Genomic DNA, 22048 nt, shown 5'->3' on the forward strand with positions numbered 1-22048 from the left:
ATCTTTGCACTTTATAGACAGGTGCTATGGAACAGGAAGCAAATAAAAAAAGAAAGATCATTCATATCGATATGGATGCTTTCTATGCTTCCGTAGAGCAGCGGGATCATCCTGAATACCGCGGCAAACCTGTTATCGTAGGAGGCTCCCCCAATAGCCGCGGGGTAGTTGCTACAGCCTCTTACGAAGCCCGTAAATTCGGCGTCCGTTCTGCCATGTCTTCGAGGAGAGCGGTTCAACTTTGTCCCGAAGGGATTTTTGTTTATCCAAGATTTGATGTGTATAAAGAAGTGTCCAGGCATATCCGGGAAATTTTCAGCCGGTATACAGACCTAATAGAACCTTTGTCATTAGATGAGGCCTACCTGGATGTGAGTGTGGATAAACAGGGGATTGGTTCGGCAATCGAGATTGCCAGGCTCATCAAACAGGCAATTAAAGATGAGCTGCAACTCACTGCATCCGCCGGCGTATCTATCAATAAATTCGTGGCAAAGATTGCCTCTGATATGAATAAACCGGATGGCCTGACTTTTATCGGACCGTCTCAGATCAATCACTTCATGGAACAATTACCTGTGGAAAAGTTTCATGGAGTGGGAAAAGTGACAGCAGAGAAAATGAAGAAGATGGGATTGCATACCGGTGCGGATCTGAAACGATTATCGGAGAATGAAATCAAGCAGTATTTCGGAAAACCAGGAGCGTTTTATTTCAGGATTGTAAGAGGGATTGATGAGAGAGAAGTACAACCACACAGAGAAACAAAATCAGCAGGCGCAGAAGACACTTTTCCGGTCGATTTAACGGAGGTTGAAGAGATGAACAGGGAGTTGGAAAGGATCGGAACACTGGTCACTACGCGGCTTAAAAGGCACAATTTAAAGGGGCGTACAATTACGCTAAAAGTAAAGTACAGCGATTTTAAGCAAATAACCCGGAATCAGTCATTGCCATTTGCAACGGACGATCTTGATATTATTGTAAGAACAGCGAAAAAGTTATTGGCAGCAGTAGATCACGAGGACAAACCGATACGACTATTAGGTATTTCTCTTTCCAACTTCGGAGAAATAATACATATAAATGGAAATAGCAGCAATAGCACACAGCTGTCATTATTCGATTAAAAAACCCACCTTCTATTTTCACCGGAGGTAAAAAATAGAAGGTGGGTTCCCCTCCAAATTAAAAAGGTTTTGCCAGCGGCAAAACCTTTTTAATTTGACTATTAAATTTGGATACCGATCTATTTAGTTCGGATACCCATCATTCTGTTTCAGGTTCGCATTCAACTGCAACTGCGTTCTTGGAATCGGGAACAACTCTCTGTAACTATCAGAAGCCACATGATCCCACCATGTACCTGTCGTATACTTCCCAAAACGAATCAGCTCCTGCCTTCTATACCCTTCAAAAATGAACTCCCGGCCCAATTCAGCCAGCAACTCATCCAATGTGAGTGTAGCAACAGTATACTGATGCGCAGGCCAATCCGCCGCACTATAAGCACGTTGTTTAATTGTATTCACCAGGTCAACGGCCTCCTGTGTAGCCACCCCGCCATTCTTACGCATAATCGCCTCTGCCTTTACAAAATATATCCATGACAAACGATATACTGCCCAGTCACAACTACGATAACTTGGATCACTCAATGGACCGAGTCTGTATTTGTTAAAACGCACGCCACTGTTCTCTTCTCCCTGTGTCATATCAGAAACAGTGCTTCCCTGTGCATTCTTCCGGATGTTATCCACAAATACCAGCTGCTGGCCATCATACTCATTACCTCCACTACAAATTACCGGATCAGTACCATTAGATCCATACTTCCACTGTGGGCCATACAGCATCCACTCGCTCTTACGCTTATCAGCATCTTCAAATGTAGTATACACACCAGGTATCATTACTACCCCATCATTCCCATTGATCGGGTTACCATTGATCTGGCTCTGGTTAAAGTGATAGAAATCACCAGGCCACTGTGGTGCAAAGTTTGAGACAATATAGTCGTAAGCAATAGAGAAGATTATTTCTTTTGACAGATCGTTAGCTGGTTTATAAGTATCTGTCAGATTCGTATCCAGTGCCATTGCACCGTTCATACCTCCGGCGGTATTATTAATGAGCGCATCGCAGGCAGCGATACAATCATCCCAGCGTGCAGTACCAGACCATTTTTCAGCATTCAGGTACAATTCAGCGAGCATAGCATAACCACCTGCTCTGGACATACGACCCAGCAATGCTTTTGACAGCACAGGGCTCTTATCAAGATTGTCTTTGATCTCCTGCTCGATGAATGAAAATACCTCCGCACGAGGCTTTGTTTCGGGGCTGACAGGGTCACCCACTTTAGTGACGATTGGAATATTGCCATAAATATCCATCAGGCGCAGGTAATGGAAAGCACGCAGTAAACGCAGTTCACCCGTAAAGCCATCTTTCTCTTCCTGTGTAAGGCCCATCGCACTTGCATCACGACTATCGATATTACCAATGGCGTCATTACAGAAACCCAGACCTGTCCACAACAGGTTCCAGCAGTTTCGTACTGTAGATTCATCTACAGTCCAGGTATGGTAATGCAGACGGATCCACTGACCATTATCGTAACCATGACGACCTTTCTGTGGCCATGCCAGCTGATCGGCAGAGAGCTCGCTCAAACGCCACCAGCCACTCTGGCCAGGGGTGATCCATGCATTTGCGTGGGTGTAAGGTCTGAGTACGGCAGACACTACTTCGTTCTTGTTATTATAGAAGTTGTTAGTAAGCAGTGTATCGTATGCTTTTTCATCCAGGTTAGTACAGCTATTCGCCAGTACCGGAAGTAAAGCTAAACTTGTATATACAGCTATCTTTTTAAATCGTTTCATTCGACAAGTTTTAAATGGGTACATGTTAGAATCCTACATTCAATCCAAACATAAAGCCGCGGGTGCCCATATATGGAGTACGGCTATCTGAAGCATTCAGGGCATCAACACCTGGTGTCAGACCTGTATCTCTTACGTAGTCAGGATCGTTACCTGTATACTTCGTGATAATAAAGAGGTTAGAAGCAGTTGCATACAATCTCAGGCTCTGGATAGTCTTTTTGCTCCTGAATGGAACAGTATAACCCAAAGTCAACTCATCCAGTTTCATGAAATTACCTTTCTCTATGTAGTAATCAGAATACTGGTAACCGCCTGTGATCTTACCATTCTTGGTAAACGCTGTTTTCAGCACATTGCTAGGTAATGAAGCTTTGGAACCGTAGAACATTTCCATGGTGTTCAGGATATTGTAACCAAACTTACCTCGCAGGAACGCTCTCAGATCAAAGTTTTTGTACTTGAAAGTATTGGTGATACCCAGGTATACTTTAGGAACGGCATTACCTATCACTGCAAAGTCTTTTTCACTATCCAGCTGGTCAGCAGAAGCTTTAGTACCATCTGCTTTGTAGAACAGCCAGTCTCCGGAATCAGTCAGACCCGCAAAACGCTTACCGTAGAAGTTACCGATACGGTCACCTTCATAAGTACGGATCGCATTTCCCAGCGCACCATAACCACCAATATCAGCATAAGACTGGTATTTGATTGTATACAGTTCATTAGAATAACGGTCCAGAATATTTTTCGAATTGCTGAATGCTACGTCTACTGTCCAGGAGAAATCCTTTGTTCTGACAGGTACGCCGGTAAGGGTGATTTCCACACCTTTGGAAGATACCTGGCCTACGTTTGCATAGATGCTACTGGTCACAAAAGGAGGGAGCTGGGTCGTTACGTTTTCCAGCAGATCATTGGTGATACGTTTGTACACATCGATCGCACCTGAGAGCCGGCCTTTGAAGAAACTGAAGTCAACACCCACGTTGTATTCAGATTTTCTTTCCCATTTCAGATTTGGGTTAGGATTTTTGTTAGGACCATAAGTCTGGCGCCATACCCCATCCGGATTCAGATAGTTACCACCGGTACCTAATGTCACCAGTGAGCTGTAGTTGCTGATACCAGAGTTACCAGTTACACCATAACCAGCTCTCAGTTTCAGGTCGTCCAGGAAAGTAGCACCCTGCATGAAAGGTTCATCACGCATGTTCCAACCCAAAGACAACGCCGGGAAATTACCCCATTTATTATTCGCACCGAAACGGGAAGAACCTTCATGACGCAGGATCACGCTGGCCATGTATTTATCTTTGTAGTTATAGTTGACTCTACCAAAGAATGCGATGAGCTTATTATCATTTTTATAGCTGCTCATGCTTGCTTTACCAGTCAGGAGCTGGTTACCCGCACCAAGATTATTTTCCTCGAAGATGTCATTTACGAAGCCGTAGTTACTGGCATCAAAATATTGTTCTACTTCATAACGGTAGCTATAACCACCAATAGCGGTGAAGTTATGGTTCTTGTTAACAGTGATATTATATTCCAGTGTTGGCTCTATAGCATATTTCAGGTTCAGGAAAGAAGACTGCCATGCATAGCCGGAAGAGTCATAGTTTTCAACAGACAGCTCAGATAGCAGGTCAGCATAACCACCTTCAGAATAGCTATCGCGGGTTACAGAACCAAAAATGGATCCTTTCAGCCCCTTCACGATATCCAGGGATACCTTCGCATCGCCTGAAGTAGTTTGCTGCTGGCGAATGTCTGTTTGCTGGTGCAACCTGGCCAGTTCGTTGGTACTGGTTTGCTCAAAATACCAGGATCCATCAGGGTTGTATGGAGAATAAGTAGGGTTAAAAGTATAATACCCCTGCAGGTTACCACCATCTGTCAGCAGGTTCGCTTTATTGAAGTTGGTAGCGAGGTTGAACTGGGAAGTCAAACGATCATTCAATCCTTTGGAGGTAATGCTCAGACGACCACCATATTGCTGACGCTCATTTTCCTTCAGGATACCCTCCTGGTTCAGGTAATACACACTTGCACGATAGTTAGACTGCTCACCACCACCAGAAAATGCCAGGTTATGGTTTTGTGTTAAGTTGTCGTGATTTACAAGCAGGTCTACGAAATCAGTTCTGTAACCTTTGTCAATAGCATTGATTTCACCATCGGCAATCTTCGCTGCATATTCTTCAGCAGTGAGGAATTTAGGAATACGTGATTTGAATTCTTTGCGGAAGTAGTTGTTGTAAGTCACACGGGCAGGGCCTTTCACACCTTTCTTGGTAGTCACGATGATTACACCACCATTCGCCTGTGTACCATAGATGGCAGCAGCAGAACCATCTTTCAATACAGAGATGGATGCGATATCATCTTGTTGCAGCAGATCCAGGTTACCACCAGGAATACCATCGACTACGATCAGTGGCGACATACTACCGGTTAATGAAGTTACACCACGCAACTGGATAGCTGGACTGGTATTGGGGTTAGAACCACCAGTCCGGGTGATCTGCAGACCAGCTACTTTACCCTGTACAAGGTCCAGCGCATTGCGGGCACCACTCTGACGGAAGTCTGTCGGTTCAATAGAAGTAATAGCCGAAGTAACTTCCTGTTTCTTCTGCGTACCGTAACCTACTACTACCACGTCTTTCAGCGCAGTAACATCCGCAGTTAAACTAATATTGACAGTATTGGAAGATCCTAGCGGAAACTCTTCCGTTTTGTAACCTACAAAAGTAAATACCAGGGAAATGTTACCACTGGGAACATTCAGGGAATAAGAACCGTCAACCTTGGTCTGGGTGCCGATTGTAGCACCCTTTACCTGTACGGTCACACCGGGTAAGGGACTTTGTCCGCCTGCATCCAGAACCTTTCCGGTAATGGTGCGGGCCTGGGAAAATGCGAGCATAGAAAGGAATAACATCCATATACTGTGCAGGCATATCCGAGAAAGAAAAACGAGTCTTCTCTTCATATACTTTGATTTTGGTATTAAGCAGAATTATTAAGCGTATCCTTTTAAAGTTGGCATATACTTCCCCCGCTCGCAGCAACTTGTTTTTGCAGCGATAGCAATTGATTATTTAAAAAATGACAATACATTCACTGTGCGATGAAAAAAAGCTTTTCAGCGCATGCAGTTACGATCAGAATGACGCACGAATTTCGCTTGTGCACTGCTGGAATTGGCAGTGGACAAAGCTTTTGGTTTAGTTCTACAACTCAGGAACAATAGTCACTTTGCACTACGGTCTTTCAATCACACATAATTTTTTGAAAAAAAACTGGCAGGTATTACGCAGATTCAATCATCATCTCCATTTTTGATTTTAGTTCGGTTAAAATGACTGATTAAAAACAATGTAACTCCAGGTTCAATAACGTCGATTATACAATGCTGTCTACTAATTTTTTGTCTATGATCAGCGACTCTCTCAATGCTACATCAGTTCTCATTTCAGAGTTTTCGATTTAGCTACCGGTAGTAAAAATAGAGAAGTTTTTCACAATCCAAAACTGATAAGCCGGGTTTTAAATTGTGTTAACAATGTTTAAAATTCATTAACAATTAGATGCTTAGCGATGAAGCACGCTTTTTTCATTATATAACCATCTCCGTTAGGATTGATGTTTTAATATTTTTATAGTGACGATTAACTGGCCGGTATGGCGCATGGTGTGTTCTGCGGAGTGAAATAATAATCCCCCCAGTGTAGTGGGAATTTGTTTTCTACCAATGCCGCGGGGTACAGCGAGGGCATATTCTTCAGTGGATTGTAGCTTAGCGAGACTGATGGTGATTTGCGCATCGAGGGCAGTGAGTAATGAATGCATTGTAATATGTGATTGTTTTTTGCCTTCGGCAGCGAGTGCGGTGAGTTGGGCTTCGTTCAGGGATTTGGATTCGGCATAAGTGAAGAGACGATCCAGTACACCGCTGATGTGTTGGAGGTGGAAGGCGACAGAGGCGCAATCGAATGGGGTGTCCCAGATTTTGGATGCAGGGAAGTCTTTGAGGTGGGCATGAATTTCTTCCTGTGCCTGCAGGAGGGCGTGGGCGATGGGTTGGAGGAGGGTGGGGATGCCTGCAACGGGGCCGCGCATCCATACTTCTAGTTGCTGACTCATGAGTTGATGCTGTTTTACTTGAACAAGTATACTAAAAATTACCAGATGGATTTTGCCTCCGGTTTCGTGATTATTTCCGGTTTCGTGATTTTTCTGGCTTTTTGATTTTGCCTCCGGCAAAAATCAAAAAGCCAGAAACGAGCCTTATAAGTTTTGCCAAAGGCAAAACTTATAAGGCTCGTTAATTTAAACTACTCAAAGCTTTATCACTACATGCTTTATATTCTTCCTATCATACGTATAACTAATATGTATCTCCCCATTCTTCCCCTCTATCACCGCCGGATAACTAAACTCCCCCTTCTCATGCTTCTCCAGCTCATACACATCTTCCCAATGCTCTCCATCCTTCGACACGCCTACCCTCAACTCATTCCTCCCATCAGACCAATCCTTCCCACTCACCGCCGGATTATAAATCAACACATGCACCCCACTCTTCGTCGTCACCGCATCAATCCCACTATTCGGATTCAACATATCCTGTTTCCTCAACTTTGACCACGTCGCCCCATTATCTGCAGACCAGCTCTCCACAATCGCATTCTGCCTGCTCCTACACAGCATTTGCAGCTTATTTCCGGGATGAAAAAGAATCGTAGGCTGTATCACCCCAAACGTATCACAATCTATATTTACCCGCTTCCAGTTCTTTCCATACACATCTGAAAATTCCACATGCACATTCCACACCTTCTCATCCAGGCTCTCCGTACTGGAAGGATGCAACAACAACCCATTAGACAACAACACCGGTTTATTCCTGATTGGCCCTAAAATACTATCCGGCAGTGGCACCGCCTTAGACCAGGTCTTCCCATTATTCTTAGAAGTCTTCATCAATCCCCACCATTCGCGTGGATTAGGTCCTACTTTATAAAACAGCAGCAACTCCCCTTTCTTATTTGTATACAACACCGGGTTCCAGGCCGGATACCGGGTAGTATCATTCACGACCCCATCTGCCACCACCACTGGTGCTGACCATTTTCCGCCGGAATATATAGCAGTATAAATACATACATCCTTCGCACTCTCCCGGCTCCCGCCAAACCACGACATCATTAGCCTGCCATCTGCCAGTTCTGTCATCGTAGAAGCATGGGCTGCCGGTACCGGTGGTTTATCCATCACCATTTCCTCTCTTACCAGTGTAGCCTTGTTCTGTGCCATCAAAGGCAATAACCCACTCAATAATAAACATGACAATAATCCTTTCTTCATATCATTTATTTAAAAAACAGGAAGGCCACAAAGATAAAAATCCTTGTGGCCTTCCACCATCTAAATTATAAGTATGTTGATTAGTTTACATCCCAGAAAATTTTTGTGGTCCTGGTATCATTTGCCTGAACATCTGCATAACTTGTATTATATGCCTTCTCACTAGCAGGATAAGTAAACCTGGTTGGAGGAGTAGGATATATGGAAGAAGTTGATTGCCAAACGGTGATCTGTGGATAGTTGGTTCTGCGATATTCAGCCCATGCCTGTCCACACTGTGTAAACCCAAATGCCAGCCACTTCTGTGTCCAGATCTTACCCAGTTTTTCCTCTGAAGTACCTGAATAAGCAATCGCTGTTTTAGCCATGAATGCATCTACCACAGCAGTAGAAGGCTGTGTTACAGATTCATACTGGGTAGTATTGGTGGAGTGCAGGTAATATTGGAACGCAATGGACTGACGGATCGCCAGTTCATAACTCGCTGCCGCAGTACCGCCAGTCAGACCCCAACGTTCAAAAGCTTCCGCTTTCAGGAAGTTGGTCTCAGCTGCACTCATCATAATACCTGGCAGGTGAGAGTTGAAACGGTAAGTAGTGGAGTCAATGGTAGAGTAGTTATTAATACTGTCCCCCTGCATCGTTGAAGTCCACTGTTGTGACATGGCTCTGTAAGTTGCATTCGGAACAAATACACCATTTACAGTAGCCCCAAATTTATCAAACATCAGCGGAATACGTGGATCATCCACAGGCAACATCACCGTATTCAGCATATAGTCCGGCGCTGCATGCGCACTGATTTCGGTGAAGGCACTATTCAGATTGTTCGTATAGGTCGTCAACTGGAATAACAACATATCCGTGTTGTAAGGACTATAGTTATCACCTACCCCATCCCCATCCATCAATGGATACTGTAGTGGGCTGGATAAAATTTCCTGGATCTCAGTCTTAGCTCTTGCCTCATCATAATAAGACTGACGCAGGAGATAGCGGAGACGCAGGGAATTAATATAACGACGCCATTTAGACAGGCTACCATGACCCACATAATCCTGGTTAGCGAAAGCGGAGGAAGCAACCGTATTGAGCGTAGCTGCTGCAAACCAGTCTGCCATTTCTTTCAACTGAGTTAATACGGTATCGTATACTGCAATCTGTGAATCGAATTTAGGATTGGAGATCGTAGCTGTAGCATCCAGGCTACCTGCCTCAGAGTAAGGAATATCTCCGAACATATCTACCATCTGTGCTGCCTGATCCAACAGCAATACCCTTCCTGCCATCATGAACACCTCCATATTAGGCCGTTCATCTACAGGCAATTCCTTGTACAGGCGCTGCATAGTGCGGTATTGTGCCATAGGCCCGCTACCACTACCTGCATCATTCGCATTGCTACCCTGGTTATTAGGTGTATAGAAATCATTCCAGCGATCCTCAATATAGTCATCGTTCTGGGAATAGGTTGTCAGCTCATTTAAAAACGCGGTCATCTGACAATACTTACCCATCTGGTTAAGCTGTAAAGTACGAAGGTCCCAGTACATAGGCCGAATACGGTTATTATCCAGGATAGAGGAAAATAACTTCTCAATAGTAGGATCGGTCGTTTTATCGGGATTTGTATAATAGTCTTCAAGTTGCTTCTTACAACCGGTCATCCCAATGGCCAGTGTAATAATACAACTTATATATAAAAAGTATTTCTTCATGATCATGTCTGTTTGTTAGGTCTTCAGAATAGTTAGAAACTTGCATTTAAACTAAAACCAATACTACGGGTAGCACCGGTAGAGCCTTCATCAACACCCTGGTTTAACCAGCTTTGACCTACAGGAGCCTCAGGGTCAATGTTCTTCAGCGTTCTGTAGAAGTAAAACAGGTTTCTACCGATCAAAGACAAACGAATATTCTGCATGTGTAATTTCTGGGCAGTACCTCTTGACAAGGCGTAACTCAATGATACTTCTCTGAATTTAATATAATTGTTCTTGATCACTGCAGGACCGTTATAACCATTTGATGAAGCGTCAAATACAGTCAGGTAATAGTTAGCTGCTTCTACGATCATATCGTTGTCTGAACCATCAGATTCCTTCTTACCAGGCAGGATGATACCATCATGGTATACTTTACCATATGGAGAAACCGCATTGTGGCTCGCCAGTCTGGTAGCTACCCCCTGTTCGTTCACATAGTATGGAAGACCCCCATTTGCTTCATCTCTGTATTTCATGGTAGACTTGAACATACCAGCGTTGGTACCATATTTCTGTGGCATGGACAAAATCTCACCACCAAAGCGGTAGTCGACGGTGATATCCAGTGTCAGCGCTTTGTAGTTGAAGGTATTAGACCAACCACCCACTACTTTAGGAAGAATATTACCGGCTTTTTCATATTTAGACTTGTCTACATAGTAGAAACCACTGGAGTTCACAAGCTTATTACCCTTCTCGTCTTTAGCGTAAGGATACATATAGATGTTACCGATAGTCTGTCCTTTTTCTGCTACGATTTCCACGGAGTTGGCATCACCACCCTTAAATACGATCTGGTTTACACCATCAGCCAGGCTTACCACCTTAGAGTTGTTGAATGCAAAGTTAATGCGGGTGTTCCAGCTTGATTTTGGACGTTTCAGCGGGGTTGCATTGAAAGCGATTTCAAGACCCTTACTATTCAATTCACCGACGTTGGTAATACGTGTCAATGCACCATTGGATACCGGTGTGGACAAACGCATCAGCAGGTCTTTTACTTTACTGTTATAAACAGAGATGTCTATACCAATCCTGCTTTGCAGCATTTTGGTTTCGAGACCAAACTCCATTTCAGTTTTCTTTTCAGACTTCAGGTTCGCATTACCATATGCATTTTGTGCAGTCAGTACAGGCACAGAACCGGTAGTAGTAGCAAGCGGTTTCTGCGTATATACGATATTTGATTCATATGGAGGAGGCGCATTACCAACCATACCATAAGATGCACGCAGCTTACCATAGTTTAACCATTTGGGCATTTCAAAAGCCTCTGAGAAGATGAATGAAGAGTTCGCAGAAGGGTAGAAATAATGGTTATTCGCTATAGGCAGCGTAGAAGAATATTCCTGACGGGCAGTACCTTCCAGGAACACAAAGTTTTTATAGCTTAAGTTCACGATACCCAGGTAAGCGTATTTCAGCAACTTACTACGTACCTCGGAAGTAGTCTGTGCATTATAAGAGTTATTCAAAGAGAACCAGTTAGCGGTTACCAGACCACCACTGGTATTGGAAGACTGATCTGTAAAACTCTCCTGACGGCTCTGGAAACCACCGCTGACGCTATAACCAAATACTTTATTCTGGTCATTTGCATAGGTGGCTAAGAAGTCCGTATATACAATAGAATAACGGTTTTTGGTAACAGAATATTTACCGGTACTGCTGGTCGTATTGAAAGAGATAGGATATTCGTTATACTCTTTAGCTTCTGTATTGATGCTGGTAAAATCATTACCCACCCTGGTACGGAGTTTCAATCCCTTTGCCAGATCGATATTAAGTGTTATGCTGGACAACAAACGATCCTGGTTTTCCACTTCATTATTCCTCAACTGATACCAAAGGAAGTTCAGCAATTCCGGGCGGATGTTGAACACCAATGCTTCATCCGGGTTTAATTGGGTATTATTATAGGGAACCCATTTGTAACCTTTAGATGTTTTGTACTTATCGAACACAACAGCCATATCTTCAGAACGACCGAAGAAACCATCGAAGGAGTTGAACAGGCGGTTCATCAGACGGGCCCTGTTTGTCACGGTCGTATTCACATAACCACCTACTACATCTAAGCTCACCTTACTATGCAGCTTGATCGTACTGTTCAGGTTGAAGGTATTTTTACCCTGGTTGGTACCGATCTGGATACCTTTATAATCACCGCGTGTATAACTGAAACGATAATTTGCTTTTTCGTTCATATTCGAAAGGGATACATTCAAATTTGAATTGTATCCCTTCTGAAACATTTGTTTATAGTTGTTGGGCTGAGGTGAATAGGGATGCATAGAACCATCCCACCATGGCACCATCTCACCAGTCATTTTAGGACCGAACTGGCCATAGGCTCTGAAGAAAGGTCGGACCACACCATTACTACCATAAGGTACCCAACCATCTTCATTAGCACCCAACGAAACGTTGCTCGCTCTGTCATAACCAGGACCGTAAGTGTTCTGGTACTGAGGCGCATTTGCAATTGTTTCTCTTGTAGTATTGTAGTTTACATCAACACCAAGTCCTCTGCCTTTCTGGCCTTTCTTGGTAGTGATTACAACCACACCACTTGATGCATCAGAACCATACAAGGCTGTCGCACTCGCGCCTTTCAATACGGTCAGGTTTTCGATGTCAGTAGGGTTAATATCGAGGATACCGTTACCACGGATACGTGGGTCATCCCAATAACCGGAAGAGTTACCACCTACACCACCGGATTCGTTATTATTTCTGATCTGCACACCATCTACCACATACAACGGCTGAGTACTATAGTTTAGTGAGTTTACACCACGAATCTGAACGTTAACGGCACTGGTAGCACCACCTGGCGCTGTGGTGATTTTCACACCCGCCGCCTTACCATATAAGGCGGAAGCGAAGTTGGTGTTACCAGATGCGTTAATTTGTTCGGAAGTAATAGTAGAAACTGAGTAACCAAGCGCTTTTTCTTCTCTCTTGATACCCAGTGCCGTTACTACAAATTCGTTGATCATCTTATCTGCAGGTTGCAACGTGATAGTCAACGCAGTCTTTCCGTTCACAGGAACTTCCTGTGTTTTGAAACCTACGTAAGATACCACCAGGATTGCATCGTCAGGTACACTTAAAGTAAAACCACCATTTTCATCTGTAGCTACCCCATCCGAAGTTCCTTTGATTTTCACTGAAGCACCAATCAAAGCTTCACCTGTCTGATCCAATACCTTACCGGTGATCTTCACAGTAGTGATTCTCTCACCCCTGGGCACGATCACAATCAGGTTGTTAGCCAGCTCCTGATAGGTGTATCCTGAATTGTCCAGGATCATATCCATCACGGTGGAGATTTGTGCATCTTTCACAGATATATCCACTTTGCTTTTGTTAGGGATATTCCTGTTGCTGAACATAAAGCGGTAATCGCTCTGGTGTTCGATAATAGAAAGTACCTCCTTAAATTCAACAGAGCGGAGGTTCAGTGTAATCGTTTTTGAGGAAAGAACATTTGCAACTACATGCAGATTCAGGAAAAGGATGAACCCTAACGTTAGTTGTAAAATCAGCAATGGCCTTAAAAGCCCGTAAGGGATCTTGACGCCCTTAGGGCGTACATAAAAACTCATAACTTAGATGTTAAAGGTGATAAAAGTGTTAAAACGGCAGTACTCGTGCGAAAAGGCCCGCAGTTTTATTGGAATAAGTCATCTTTCAGCGGGGGTTATTTAAATGATCCCCGCATTTATTCAGTAGTAATCGCTTTCTTTTCCCATAGACAAAATTTTAGTTGTTTTTACTTTGCTTTTGGTGAAATGAAAGGGCGATTCCATAGGTATTACACATCATAGGCATCGGCATAGGGTCCTCATCTCACCTTTCACTACTTATGAAAGGAATTTCTTGATTTACCTGGTTCTTCTTTAATATATTACGATCGTTGAATCTTCAATCTTATAGTTGAAGTTCTCTGTCAGGTGCAATGCATTCAATGCTTCTGCTATTGTCTCCCCTTCTAAAACACCTGTAAACCGCAACTGTCTGTAGCCAACCCGGTTGAAATGGATACTGATATTGTAATAGCGTTCCATTCTCTTGGCCAGCGTACCAAAATCTTCGTCCTGGAATACCAGTTTGTTCTGTAACCAGCTGGTTTCCATCACTACCGATGAATCTTTTCTGTCATTCAGGTAGGTCATGGATGTTACACTAGGTACATTGGGTACTAAATCTTTTATGCTGACAGCTTTCCTCCTGGTAGAGTCAAAGTTGGTCAGCACCAGTTTCTGAGAAGGTTTCAATATTATTTTCTCAGATGGATTGTCAGTCACGGTAACCTCTATCGCCCCTTTAATCAGCGTAGCTTCAGAAGAAGCTTCGTCTGGATAAGATTTTACGTTGAAAGCAGTACCCAGTACCTTGATATCCATTTTGGAAGTATGGATGATAAAAGGTTTTTGTGGATCTGCATGTACGTCAAAGAATGCCTCCCCTGTCAGGTATACTTCCCTGTTTTTAGTCGCAAAGTCGTCGCTATATTCAAGTTTACTGTCCGCATTGAGTGTCACTCTTGTACCATCTTCCATTATAAAAGTGGATTTCTGCCCTTTGGCAGTCACTTTTTGCATCATGGAGCCGCGCTGATATATATAATAAAAGCCGCCTGCTGTAATAAGGAGTGCCAGTGATGCTGCAGCTGCTACCCAGCGCATACGGCCTGTATGGTGTACAGGCTTCATCAGTGGCGCCATGACCGGTGTACCTGCTTCTTTTTCCAACTCATTTATCTTTGTCTGCACATTTTCAAAAAGCCTGCGCCCATCTATATAATCAGTTTGATTCTGAGCCCAGTAGGTACGGAACATGTCATACTGCTTTGCTGAAGCAGTATCCTCACGCATGATATGTTGTAGTTCCTGGCCTTCTTGAGGTGTGATGTCACCAACCAGGTCCTTTATAACCATTTCAAAAAAACGATCGCTCATTGTCCGTTGGAATAACCCTTTGTATATAGGACAATTTTTTAATGGTAATATGCGTACAAGCTTTAAAAAAAATTTTAACATATAATTCCAAGTCCTAATTACCCATAAATATGAATAAAACTAATATAGCACTAATGAGATTGTCTGTCGCCTGTCGGTTTACCTTCTTCAAATATGGATCCATCGCCTTACTCATCTTCTTCATAGCCCGGAGCATCTGAGTGTGTACTGTACGATGTGAAATGTTGAGAATCTCTGCTACCTCCTTGTATTTCATACCATTTTCCTTGATAAGCCGGAATATGATACCACATTGACGGGGAAGTGTACCAATCGCCTGATCCATTTTGAAAATCAGCTCTTTCTTCTCCAGTTCCAACTCCGGCGAGGCTTCATTAATCAACACTCCGCCTCCGTCATGGTCTTCAATATTGACTACCTGTATACTGGAAAAACGTTTATTATAGTTCAGGGCCTGGTTTTTTACAGCAATAAACAGATAGGTTTCGGGCTTTTCTACCGCCTGCATCTGAACCCTGTCCATCCAGCATTTCACAAAAACATCCGATACTATCTCTTCAGCAACTTGATGATAATGAACGTACAGCTTGCAAAATTTAATGAGTCGCGGGTTTAATGCATGAAATAAACCCTCAAATGACCGGGCATCACTCACCTTCGTGAAGCGCTCCCATAGATCATTTATATTAACCTCTTTTTGCATTCTAACTTTTCATTATATTTCGGACAGCAATGTAGTAAAAGTATATGGCAAATAAAAATAATAAATCTTTCTGAATTAATTATTTATAATATATATTATTACCGATACATTAATATTTACGGGCCTCAGATTAGTGCAAAAAAAAGAGGGGGAAGCAGTCCTTTACCGGACTACTTCCCCCTTCTATATCAAGGAGTTATATTTTTCCTATTCCTGCTCCATCGTCATTATGTCACGATCGAACAAATAGAGACCACTTTTGTCATCTCCAATCAGTTCCAGCTTATCATTACACTCACGGGCCAGTCTTTCCTCTTCAATCTGCTCATTTACATACCACTGCAGGAAGTTGTGCGTAGCATAATCTTTCTCCTGCAATGCTATGTCTACCAGTTCATTAATACCCTCACTTACCTTCACCTCATGGGCAAACAGCTCTTCAAAAGCCTTCTTCAATGATGGGAAGGTCAGCACTGGCTGCGCCAATGCCGGTACGAGGGCAAAACCTCCACGCTCATTTATATAATGGATCAGTTTCAGCATATGCATCCTCTCTTCGTCACTGTGCTTAAAGAAGAATTTTGTTACTCCTTTCAGACCTGGCTGAATGTCCGCCCAGCTACCCATGGCAAGGTAAGCCTGTGATGACTGCGCCTCCATTAAAACCTGCTTGTTCAGCGCTTCCTGCATTCTTTGTGACAACATAATGTTCGCTTTTTGTTGATAAACAATTGATTATCTATGTAAAAAGTCTTCTCTCATGGGATTGAAGACGTCAATAAGTACTCCTTCCTCTTTGCAAACTACCCCATGGATGGCCCCAGACGGTACAGAAAATACATCACCTGTCTGCAATATTTTCTTATGGCCGGCTATCTCCACCTCAAACGATCCTTTTTCCACATACGACATCTGTAAATGTGGGTGCGCGTGTAACGTACCTACTGCACCAGTTTCGAAAGCCACTTTTACGATCATGAGCTGTTCACTGTATGCCATGACCTTTCTCTTTACCCCGGGATCCGTTGGCTCCCATGCAATATCAGCATCTAATTTATAAAAAACAGACAAGTCCGCCATTTGTTGATTGTTATGGAATCAAATATAACTATTTCAGGAGCTTTCTAAAGGCTTTCCCCTGCGTACTTGATTTTATCACCGGCGATAACAATTGATACAAAGAATCGGCTTTCGTATCCGGCGCCCCATTCGCATACCACTGCAAAGCTACTATGCTGATGATGGAATTGGGATGTGTTGCTGCAAAACTAAGGTACACCTGCTTTTCGTCCTTTCTGGTGATTGTGTATTCATCCGCGATGGATGACTGAAATGCTGGAAGATGCCGGGCTTCCAGTGGCGCTGATGTATAATCGCGATAGATGCTCTTTTGCTTTTCCCGGATTGGTTTGAGCCGGGCCTTTAGCTCCTGGTATTCCTGGTTTACAGGACCGGCAGTAAAGGTGGCCGTTATCAGCGAATCCCTGCCAGTGAGTTCCATCGTCCCTTTTTCTATGTAAAAGAGAATAGCATCCAATGGAAGAGCAGCCATATTTTGTGGGGTTGTCAACATCAGCAACGCATCGGAAACCTCATTGATGGTGCCTTTGAATTCAAATTTTCCATCCTGCAAATGTACACTGTCACTGATTTCCTTTCCATTGGAAAGATAGGTCAGGAATAATTGACAGTCAGGCCCGAGATGGCCAATCTGTCCTTTCAGAACAAAGGGAGTTTGCTGGGCGCCTACCGTGAGGGGAAACAGTAGGGCAAAGAGTAGTTGCTTCATGCGTGGCAAGGGTTAATGATTTCTAATTTAATCAAAATTCGGTTACGTTCCTGCCCGCCGCTGGCGCTGTAAACAAAAAAAGGGGGTGTATCTGTCTGTTGATACACCCCCTCTTTTTGAGTATTTGAAAAATTACCTGATCCCCAACTCTTTTTGAATCGCCTCCAATGACTTACCCTTCGTCTCTGGCATCATTTTCAGTATAAACAACAACTGCAACAACATCATCACACTATAGAATACAAATGAGTAGAAACCGCCATGCTCACTGCCTTCCACAATGATCGGAAACGTCCAGGAAATGATCGCCGCCATAATCCAATGTGTAAAACTACCCAGTGATCCCCCCTGTGAACGTACAGAATTCGGGAAGATCTCTGAAATAAACACCCAGATCACCGCACCCTGTGAGAAGGCAAAGAATGCAATAAACCCAATCAGGTAAATCAATACATTACTATTCGCAGCATGCGCATCCCTGAAAGCATAAGCCGTCAGCCCCAGGAAAACAATCATACCTACTGACCCGATTAACATCAACGTCTTTCGACCAAATTTGTCAATCACCGTCATCGCCAGCATGGTAAACAGGAGATTCGCCGCACCAATGTACACAGGTTGCAAATAGGCTTTGCTTTCATCAAATCCTGCCATTTCAAATATGCGTGGTGCATAATACAGGATCGCATTGATACCTGACAACTGGTTGAACATCGCCAGCAATACCGCATACATCACAGGTTTCATATACCTGCGCTGGAACAGCTTTTCCTGGTGTGCCTGCACAGATTCTTTGATGGATTGTATCGCACCATTGACATCCGTTTCCAGTAAACGGTTCATAATAGGAATCGCCTCTGCCTCCCGGTTGTTAAGGATCAGCCAGCGGGGACTCTCAGGTATAGAACGAAGCAAAACCCAGAAGAGGGCAGAAGGAAACACCATTATTCCCAGCATCCAGCGCCATGCATGATCTCCTAAACCTATAAAGAGGAAATTAGTGAGATAAGCGATAAAGATACCAGCTACAATGTTTAACTGAAACATACCTGCCAGCCTGCCCCTGAGATGTGCAGGCGCTATTTCAGAAATGTACATAGGCCCGACTACTGAGGAGGCCCCTACTGCAAATCCACTGGTAAAACGGAAGAATACAAACAGGAACCATGCAGAGACAGAAGCACAGCCAATAGACGAGATCACGAAAATAACGGCAATAGTGAGCAAAACTTTTTTACGGCCATGATTGCGGGCCGGACCGCCTACAACCAATGAACCGATGACAGTACCGATCAGACTGGCGGCCACCGTGAAGCCATGCCAGAATGAATCGAGTGACCATAATTGTTGGATGGTTTTTTCCGCACCTGAAATAACGGCTGTTTCAAAGCCGAAAAGAAAACCGCCAAGGGCGGCAATCAGGGCGATACGTACAGGATAAGAAAGCATATTGGACAGAGTAACGTGGTTAAAAAAATAAATATAATATGCTTTTTTCGTAAAGAGAAATCCCAAACGATTTCACCTTCTGTAAAAACGTTTGGGATCTCGTAATATGGCCCACGGCCCGGCTTTATCTGGCGGCCAGCCGGCTTTTATTTTGATAATTCATCAAATTCCTCTGCTGTCAATTCCACCTCAGCAGCTTTCAGATTCTCCTCCAAATGCGCTACTGACTTGGTTCCCGGAATCAGCAATATATTATCTGCCCGCTTCAGCAACCACGCCAATGCGATCTGCGCCGTTGTTGCCTGATGCTTATCAGCAATTGCCTTGATCTTGTCCGCCATTTTTTGCGGACCAGATGCCAGCGGGTACCAGGGAATAAATGCCAGGTTCTGTTCCGTAGTATAATCCAGCACATCTTCCCACTTCCTTTCACCCAGGTTATACAGGTTCTGTACAGACACGATCGGCAGTATCTGCTGCACCTGTTTGATCTGGTCTATTGTCACTTCCGATAAACCTACATAACGGATCTTTCCTGCCTTTACCGCTTCTATCACCGGTTGCAACGTCTCTTCCACAGGCGTTTTCGGATCAATTCGGTGTAACTGCCACAAATCTATCGTATCTACTTTCAGCCTTTCCAGACTGCCTTCAATATTCTCCCGAATAAAATCAGGTTTACCATTCGGCACCCAGTTATCAGGACCCGGACGTACAAAACCACCTTTGGTAGCTATAACCAGGTCTGATTTATACGGATGCAGGGCATCTGCAATCAGTGTTTCATTCGTCTTTGGACCATATGCTTCCGCTGTATCAATGAAATTTACACCACCTGCCACAGCCGCCTGCAATACCTTCTTTGCATTCTCACGGTCATCCACCTCTCCAAATACGCCCTTACCTGTAAGTTGCATACCACCATAACCAAGACGGTTTATTTCCAGTGTTCCTCCAAGTTTAAATGTTGTTGCCATTTTTACGTGCTTTTAATTTGGGTTAATTATTCGCCATTTTCTCCTGTATTTCCGTATACCTGGCGCCGGTATCCGGATACTTTTTCAGTAATGCCTCCAGTGCAGACAGGTCCTCAGTTGTGAGATCCAGGTCTACTGCTGCTGCATTTTCCTCCAGGTACTTCCGCTTCTTTGTACCGGGAATCGGGATGATGTTCGCTCCCTGTGCCAGTACCCATGCCAGTGCCAGCTGTGCAGGCGTCGCGTTTTTACCAGCAGCTAATGCTGCAAAACCGCCTGCCAGCTTCGCATTGTTATCCGCATATTCCTGTTGATAACGGGGAATACCTTTGCGGAAATCACCTTCCGGCAGTGTACTTACATCCAGGGTATTAGTAACCAGCCCCCTGGCCAGTGGACTGAATGGCACAAAAGTGATGCCCAGCTCCTGGCAGAGCGGCAGGATCTCCTTTTCCACATTTCTCGTGAGTAAAGAGTATTCACTCTGCAAAGCAGTAACTGGGTGTACTGCATGGGCTTTGCGGATAGAAGCAGGAGAAGCTTCGGAAAGACCAATGTACTTTACCTTTCCTTCTTTCACCAGTTCAGCCATTGCCCCTACCGTTTCCTCAATGGGAACATTGGGATCTACTCTATGTGCATAATAAAGGTCAATATGATCTACCTGCAGGCGTTGCAGACTCTTCTCTACAGCAGTTTTCATGTAAGCCGGCGAACCGTCGAAAACCTGTTTACCATGACCCAGCGATTTAAAGCCAAACTTGGTGGCGATAAATATCTTGTCGCGGTTGGGTACCAATACCTGGGAAATGAGTTTCTCATTCTCTCCATCACCATATACATCCGCAGTATCCCAGAAATTGATACCCAGTTCAAGTGCGCGGTGTAAAGTTGCGATTGATTCTTTGTCATCGGGAACACCATATGATTGGCTCATTCCCATGCAGCCCAGTCCGATAGCAGATAATGATTCTCCTGTAGTGCCTAGTTTCCTGTATTTCATTGTCATTAATTTTGGAGTTATACAAAATAAAAGCAAAATAGGATGCACTCTTTTTGAATGCATCCTATTTTTAAAGATAGTACGAAAATCATCTCCGGCTTAGACAGAAGCTCTTTATAAGAAGTTGGTTTTCTTAAGTGGCCATGCAGCCGGCTTATTGAGTTAGTGAACTGGAACCAACTTATTGTGTTAGTAAATTGCCGAACTCTTTCTCTGTCACCGTAAAGATCGTTCCATGCCTGATCCCTTTCGGTAAACTGACCTGGTCTGAAACATCTTTCCACACCTTCCCATCTGTAGAGCTGATCGCCCCATATTTATGCTCTGTATACTTATCAAAATAGATCAGCCAGGTGTTCCCGATCTGCATCGTAGTAGGCCCCTCTGCCCAGTATTTACCTGTAATAGAAGGCCCTGCCTTGGTATACGGTCCTGTTAGTTTACTACTATATGCCACACGCAGGTATTTGGCAGGTGGTTCAATAGTCTCATCTTTCATCACCATCATATACTTTGAACCGTCTTTTACAATCGTTGCATCAATTACATTAAAACCCGGATCATATAACAATTTAGTAGCCGAATACTTTTTAAAATCTTTAGTAGTCACATAATACATGCGGTGATTATACCCACTCTCTTTCGCTGCCGCTGTTTCTTTATACTGACCTGAAATAGTCGTGGCCCAGTAAATCATATACGTCTTTGAGGCCGCATCATACGTGATCTCCGGCGCCCAGCAGTTCCTCGCACTATCTTCTTTCGCCATCACAGGTATAAACTCCTGCTCAGACCAGTGAACCAGATCTTTTGACGAAGCATAGCCAATGCCTTTATCATTCCAGCTCACTGTCCATACCATGTGAAACAACCCATCTCCTCCCCTGATGATACAGGGATCCCGCATCAGTTTATCCTTACTTACCAACGGTGTTAAAAAAGAAGAATCACCCTTTAATGCCGACCATTTATAACCATCTTTGCTGTATGCAAGATGCAACCCATCTTCACCATTTCCCTTGAAATATGCGAACAGGTATACGTTTTGAGACATGCCGGTGAGTGCCTGCAGCATGCAAAGGCATGATAGTAATGTACGTTTGACCATAATA

The 22048-nt window shown here is 43.8% G+C and carries 16 protein-coding genes; 1 reads left to right on the plus strand and 15 read right to left on the minus strand.

From position 1 onward, the window contains the following. Positions 1-26: 26 nt before the first annotated feature. The gene (gene dinB, locus SIO70_RS32605; protein WP_320578028.1) at positions 27-1130 is read left to right on the plus strand and encodes a DNA polymerase IV; all 1104 of its coding nucleotides are present in this window, start codon (positions 27-29) and stop codon (positions 1128-1130) included. Between the two features lie 123 nt (positions 1131-1253). Here dinB and SIO70_RS32610 read toward each other — a convergent pair whose 3' ends face one another. The 15 genes from SIO70_RS32610 to SIO70_RS32680 all read right to left on the minus strand — a co-directional run bounded on the left by SIO70_RS32610 (position 1254) and on the right by SIO70_RS32680 (position 22044). Then, a complete protein-coding gene (locus SIO70_RS32610; RefSeq protein WP_320578030.1) occupies positions 1254-2885 on the minus strand; it encodes a RagB/SusD family nutrient uptake outer membrane protein in 1632 nt (543 codons plus the stop codon). A gap of 25 nt (positions 2886-2910) precedes the next feature. After that, a complete protein-coding gene (locus tag SIO70_RS32615; RefSeq protein ID WP_320578032.1) occupies positions 2911-5817 on the minus strand; it encodes a SusC/RagA family TonB-linked outer membrane protein in 2907 nt (968 codons plus the stop codon). 710 nt (positions 5818-6527) lie between these two features. After that, positions 6528-7037 (minus strand): DinB family protein, encoded by a 510-nt coding sequence (locus SIO70_RS32620; RefSeq protein WP_320578034.1) that lies wholly within the window; start codon positions 7035-7037, stop codon positions 6528-6530. 195 nt (positions 7038-7232) lie between these two features. Then, a complete protein-coding gene (locus SIO70_RS32625; protein ID WP_320578036.1) occupies positions 7233-8261 on the minus strand; it encodes a sialidase family protein in 1029 nt (342 codons plus the stop codon). A gap of 80 nt (positions 8262-8341) precedes the next feature. Next, positions 8342-9979, minus strand: a complete 1638-nt coding sequence (locus SIO70_RS32630; protein ID WP_320578037.1) for a SusD/RagB family nutrient-binding outer membrane lipoprotein — start codon at positions 9977-9979, stop codon at positions 8342-8344. 32 nt (positions 9980-10011) lie between these two features. Then, positions 10012-13638, minus strand: a complete 3627-nt coding sequence (locus tag SIO70_RS32635; RefSeq protein ID WP_320578039.1) for a SusC/RagA family TonB-linked outer membrane protein — start codon at positions 13636-13638, stop codon at positions 10012-10014. Positions 13639-13932: 294 nt separating this feature from the next. Next, positions 13933-14994 carry a FecR family protein gene (locus tag SIO70_RS32640; protein WP_320578042.1) on the minus strand — a complete coding sequence of 354 codons (1062 nt, stop codon included), beginning with the start codon at positions 14992-14994 and terminating at the stop codon, positions 13933-13935. 94 nt (positions 14995-15088) lie between these two features. Next, on the minus strand, positions 15089-15718 hold the full coding sequence (locus SIO70_RS32645) for an RNA polymerase sigma-70 factor (RefSeq protein ID WP_320578044.1): 630 nt from the start codon (positions 15716-15718) through the stop codon (positions 15089-15091). A gap of 207 nt (positions 15719-15925) precedes the next feature. After that, entirely contained in the window at positions 15926-16423 is a 498-nt protein-coding gene (locus tag SIO70_RS32650; RefSeq protein WP_320578046.1) for a ferritin, read from the minus strand. A gap of 30 nt (positions 16424-16453) precedes the next feature. After that, the gene (locus SIO70_RS32655) at positions 16454-16798 is read right to left on the minus strand and encodes a cupin domain-containing protein (protein ID WP_320578048.1); all 345 of its coding nucleotides are present in this window, start codon (positions 16796-16798) and stop codon (positions 16454-16456) included. 28 nt (positions 16799-16826) lie between these two features. Further along, positions 16827-17507: a DUF4369 domain-containing protein gene (locus tag SIO70_RS32660; RefSeq protein WP_320578049.1), complete on the minus strand. Its 681-nt coding sequence runs from the start codon at positions 17505-17507 to the stop codon at positions 16827-16829. 132 nt (positions 17508-17639) lie between these two features. Then, positions 17640-18956, minus strand: coding sequence for a sugar porter family MFS transporter (locus SIO70_RS32665; protein WP_320578050.1), 1317 nt, complete (start codon positions 18954-18956; stop codon positions 17640-17642). 146 nt (positions 18957-19102) lie between these two features. Beyond that, a complete protein-coding gene (locus SIO70_RS32670) occupies positions 19103-19933 on the minus strand; it encodes an aldo/keto reductase (RefSeq protein WP_320578051.1) in 831 nt (276 codons plus the stop codon). 22 nt (positions 19934-19955) lie between these two features. Beyond that, the gene (locus SIO70_RS32675; protein ID WP_320578052.1) at positions 19956-20936 is read right to left on the minus strand and encodes an aldo/keto reductase; all 981 of its coding nucleotides are present in this window, start codon (positions 20934-20936) and stop codon (positions 19956-19958) included. A gap of 181 nt (positions 20937-21117) precedes the next feature. Continuing rightward, positions 21118-22044, minus strand: coding sequence for a glycoside hydrolase family 43 protein (locus tag SIO70_RS32680; RefSeq protein WP_320578053.1), 927 nt, complete (start codon positions 22042-22044; stop codon positions 21118-21120). Positions 22045-22048: the final 4 nt, after the last annotated feature.

The sequence above is a fragment of the Chitinophaga sancti genome (assembly GCF_034087045.1).
GTDB lineage: Bacteria > Bacteroidota > Bacteroidia > Chitinophagales > Chitinophagaceae > Chitinophaga > Chitinophaga sancti_B.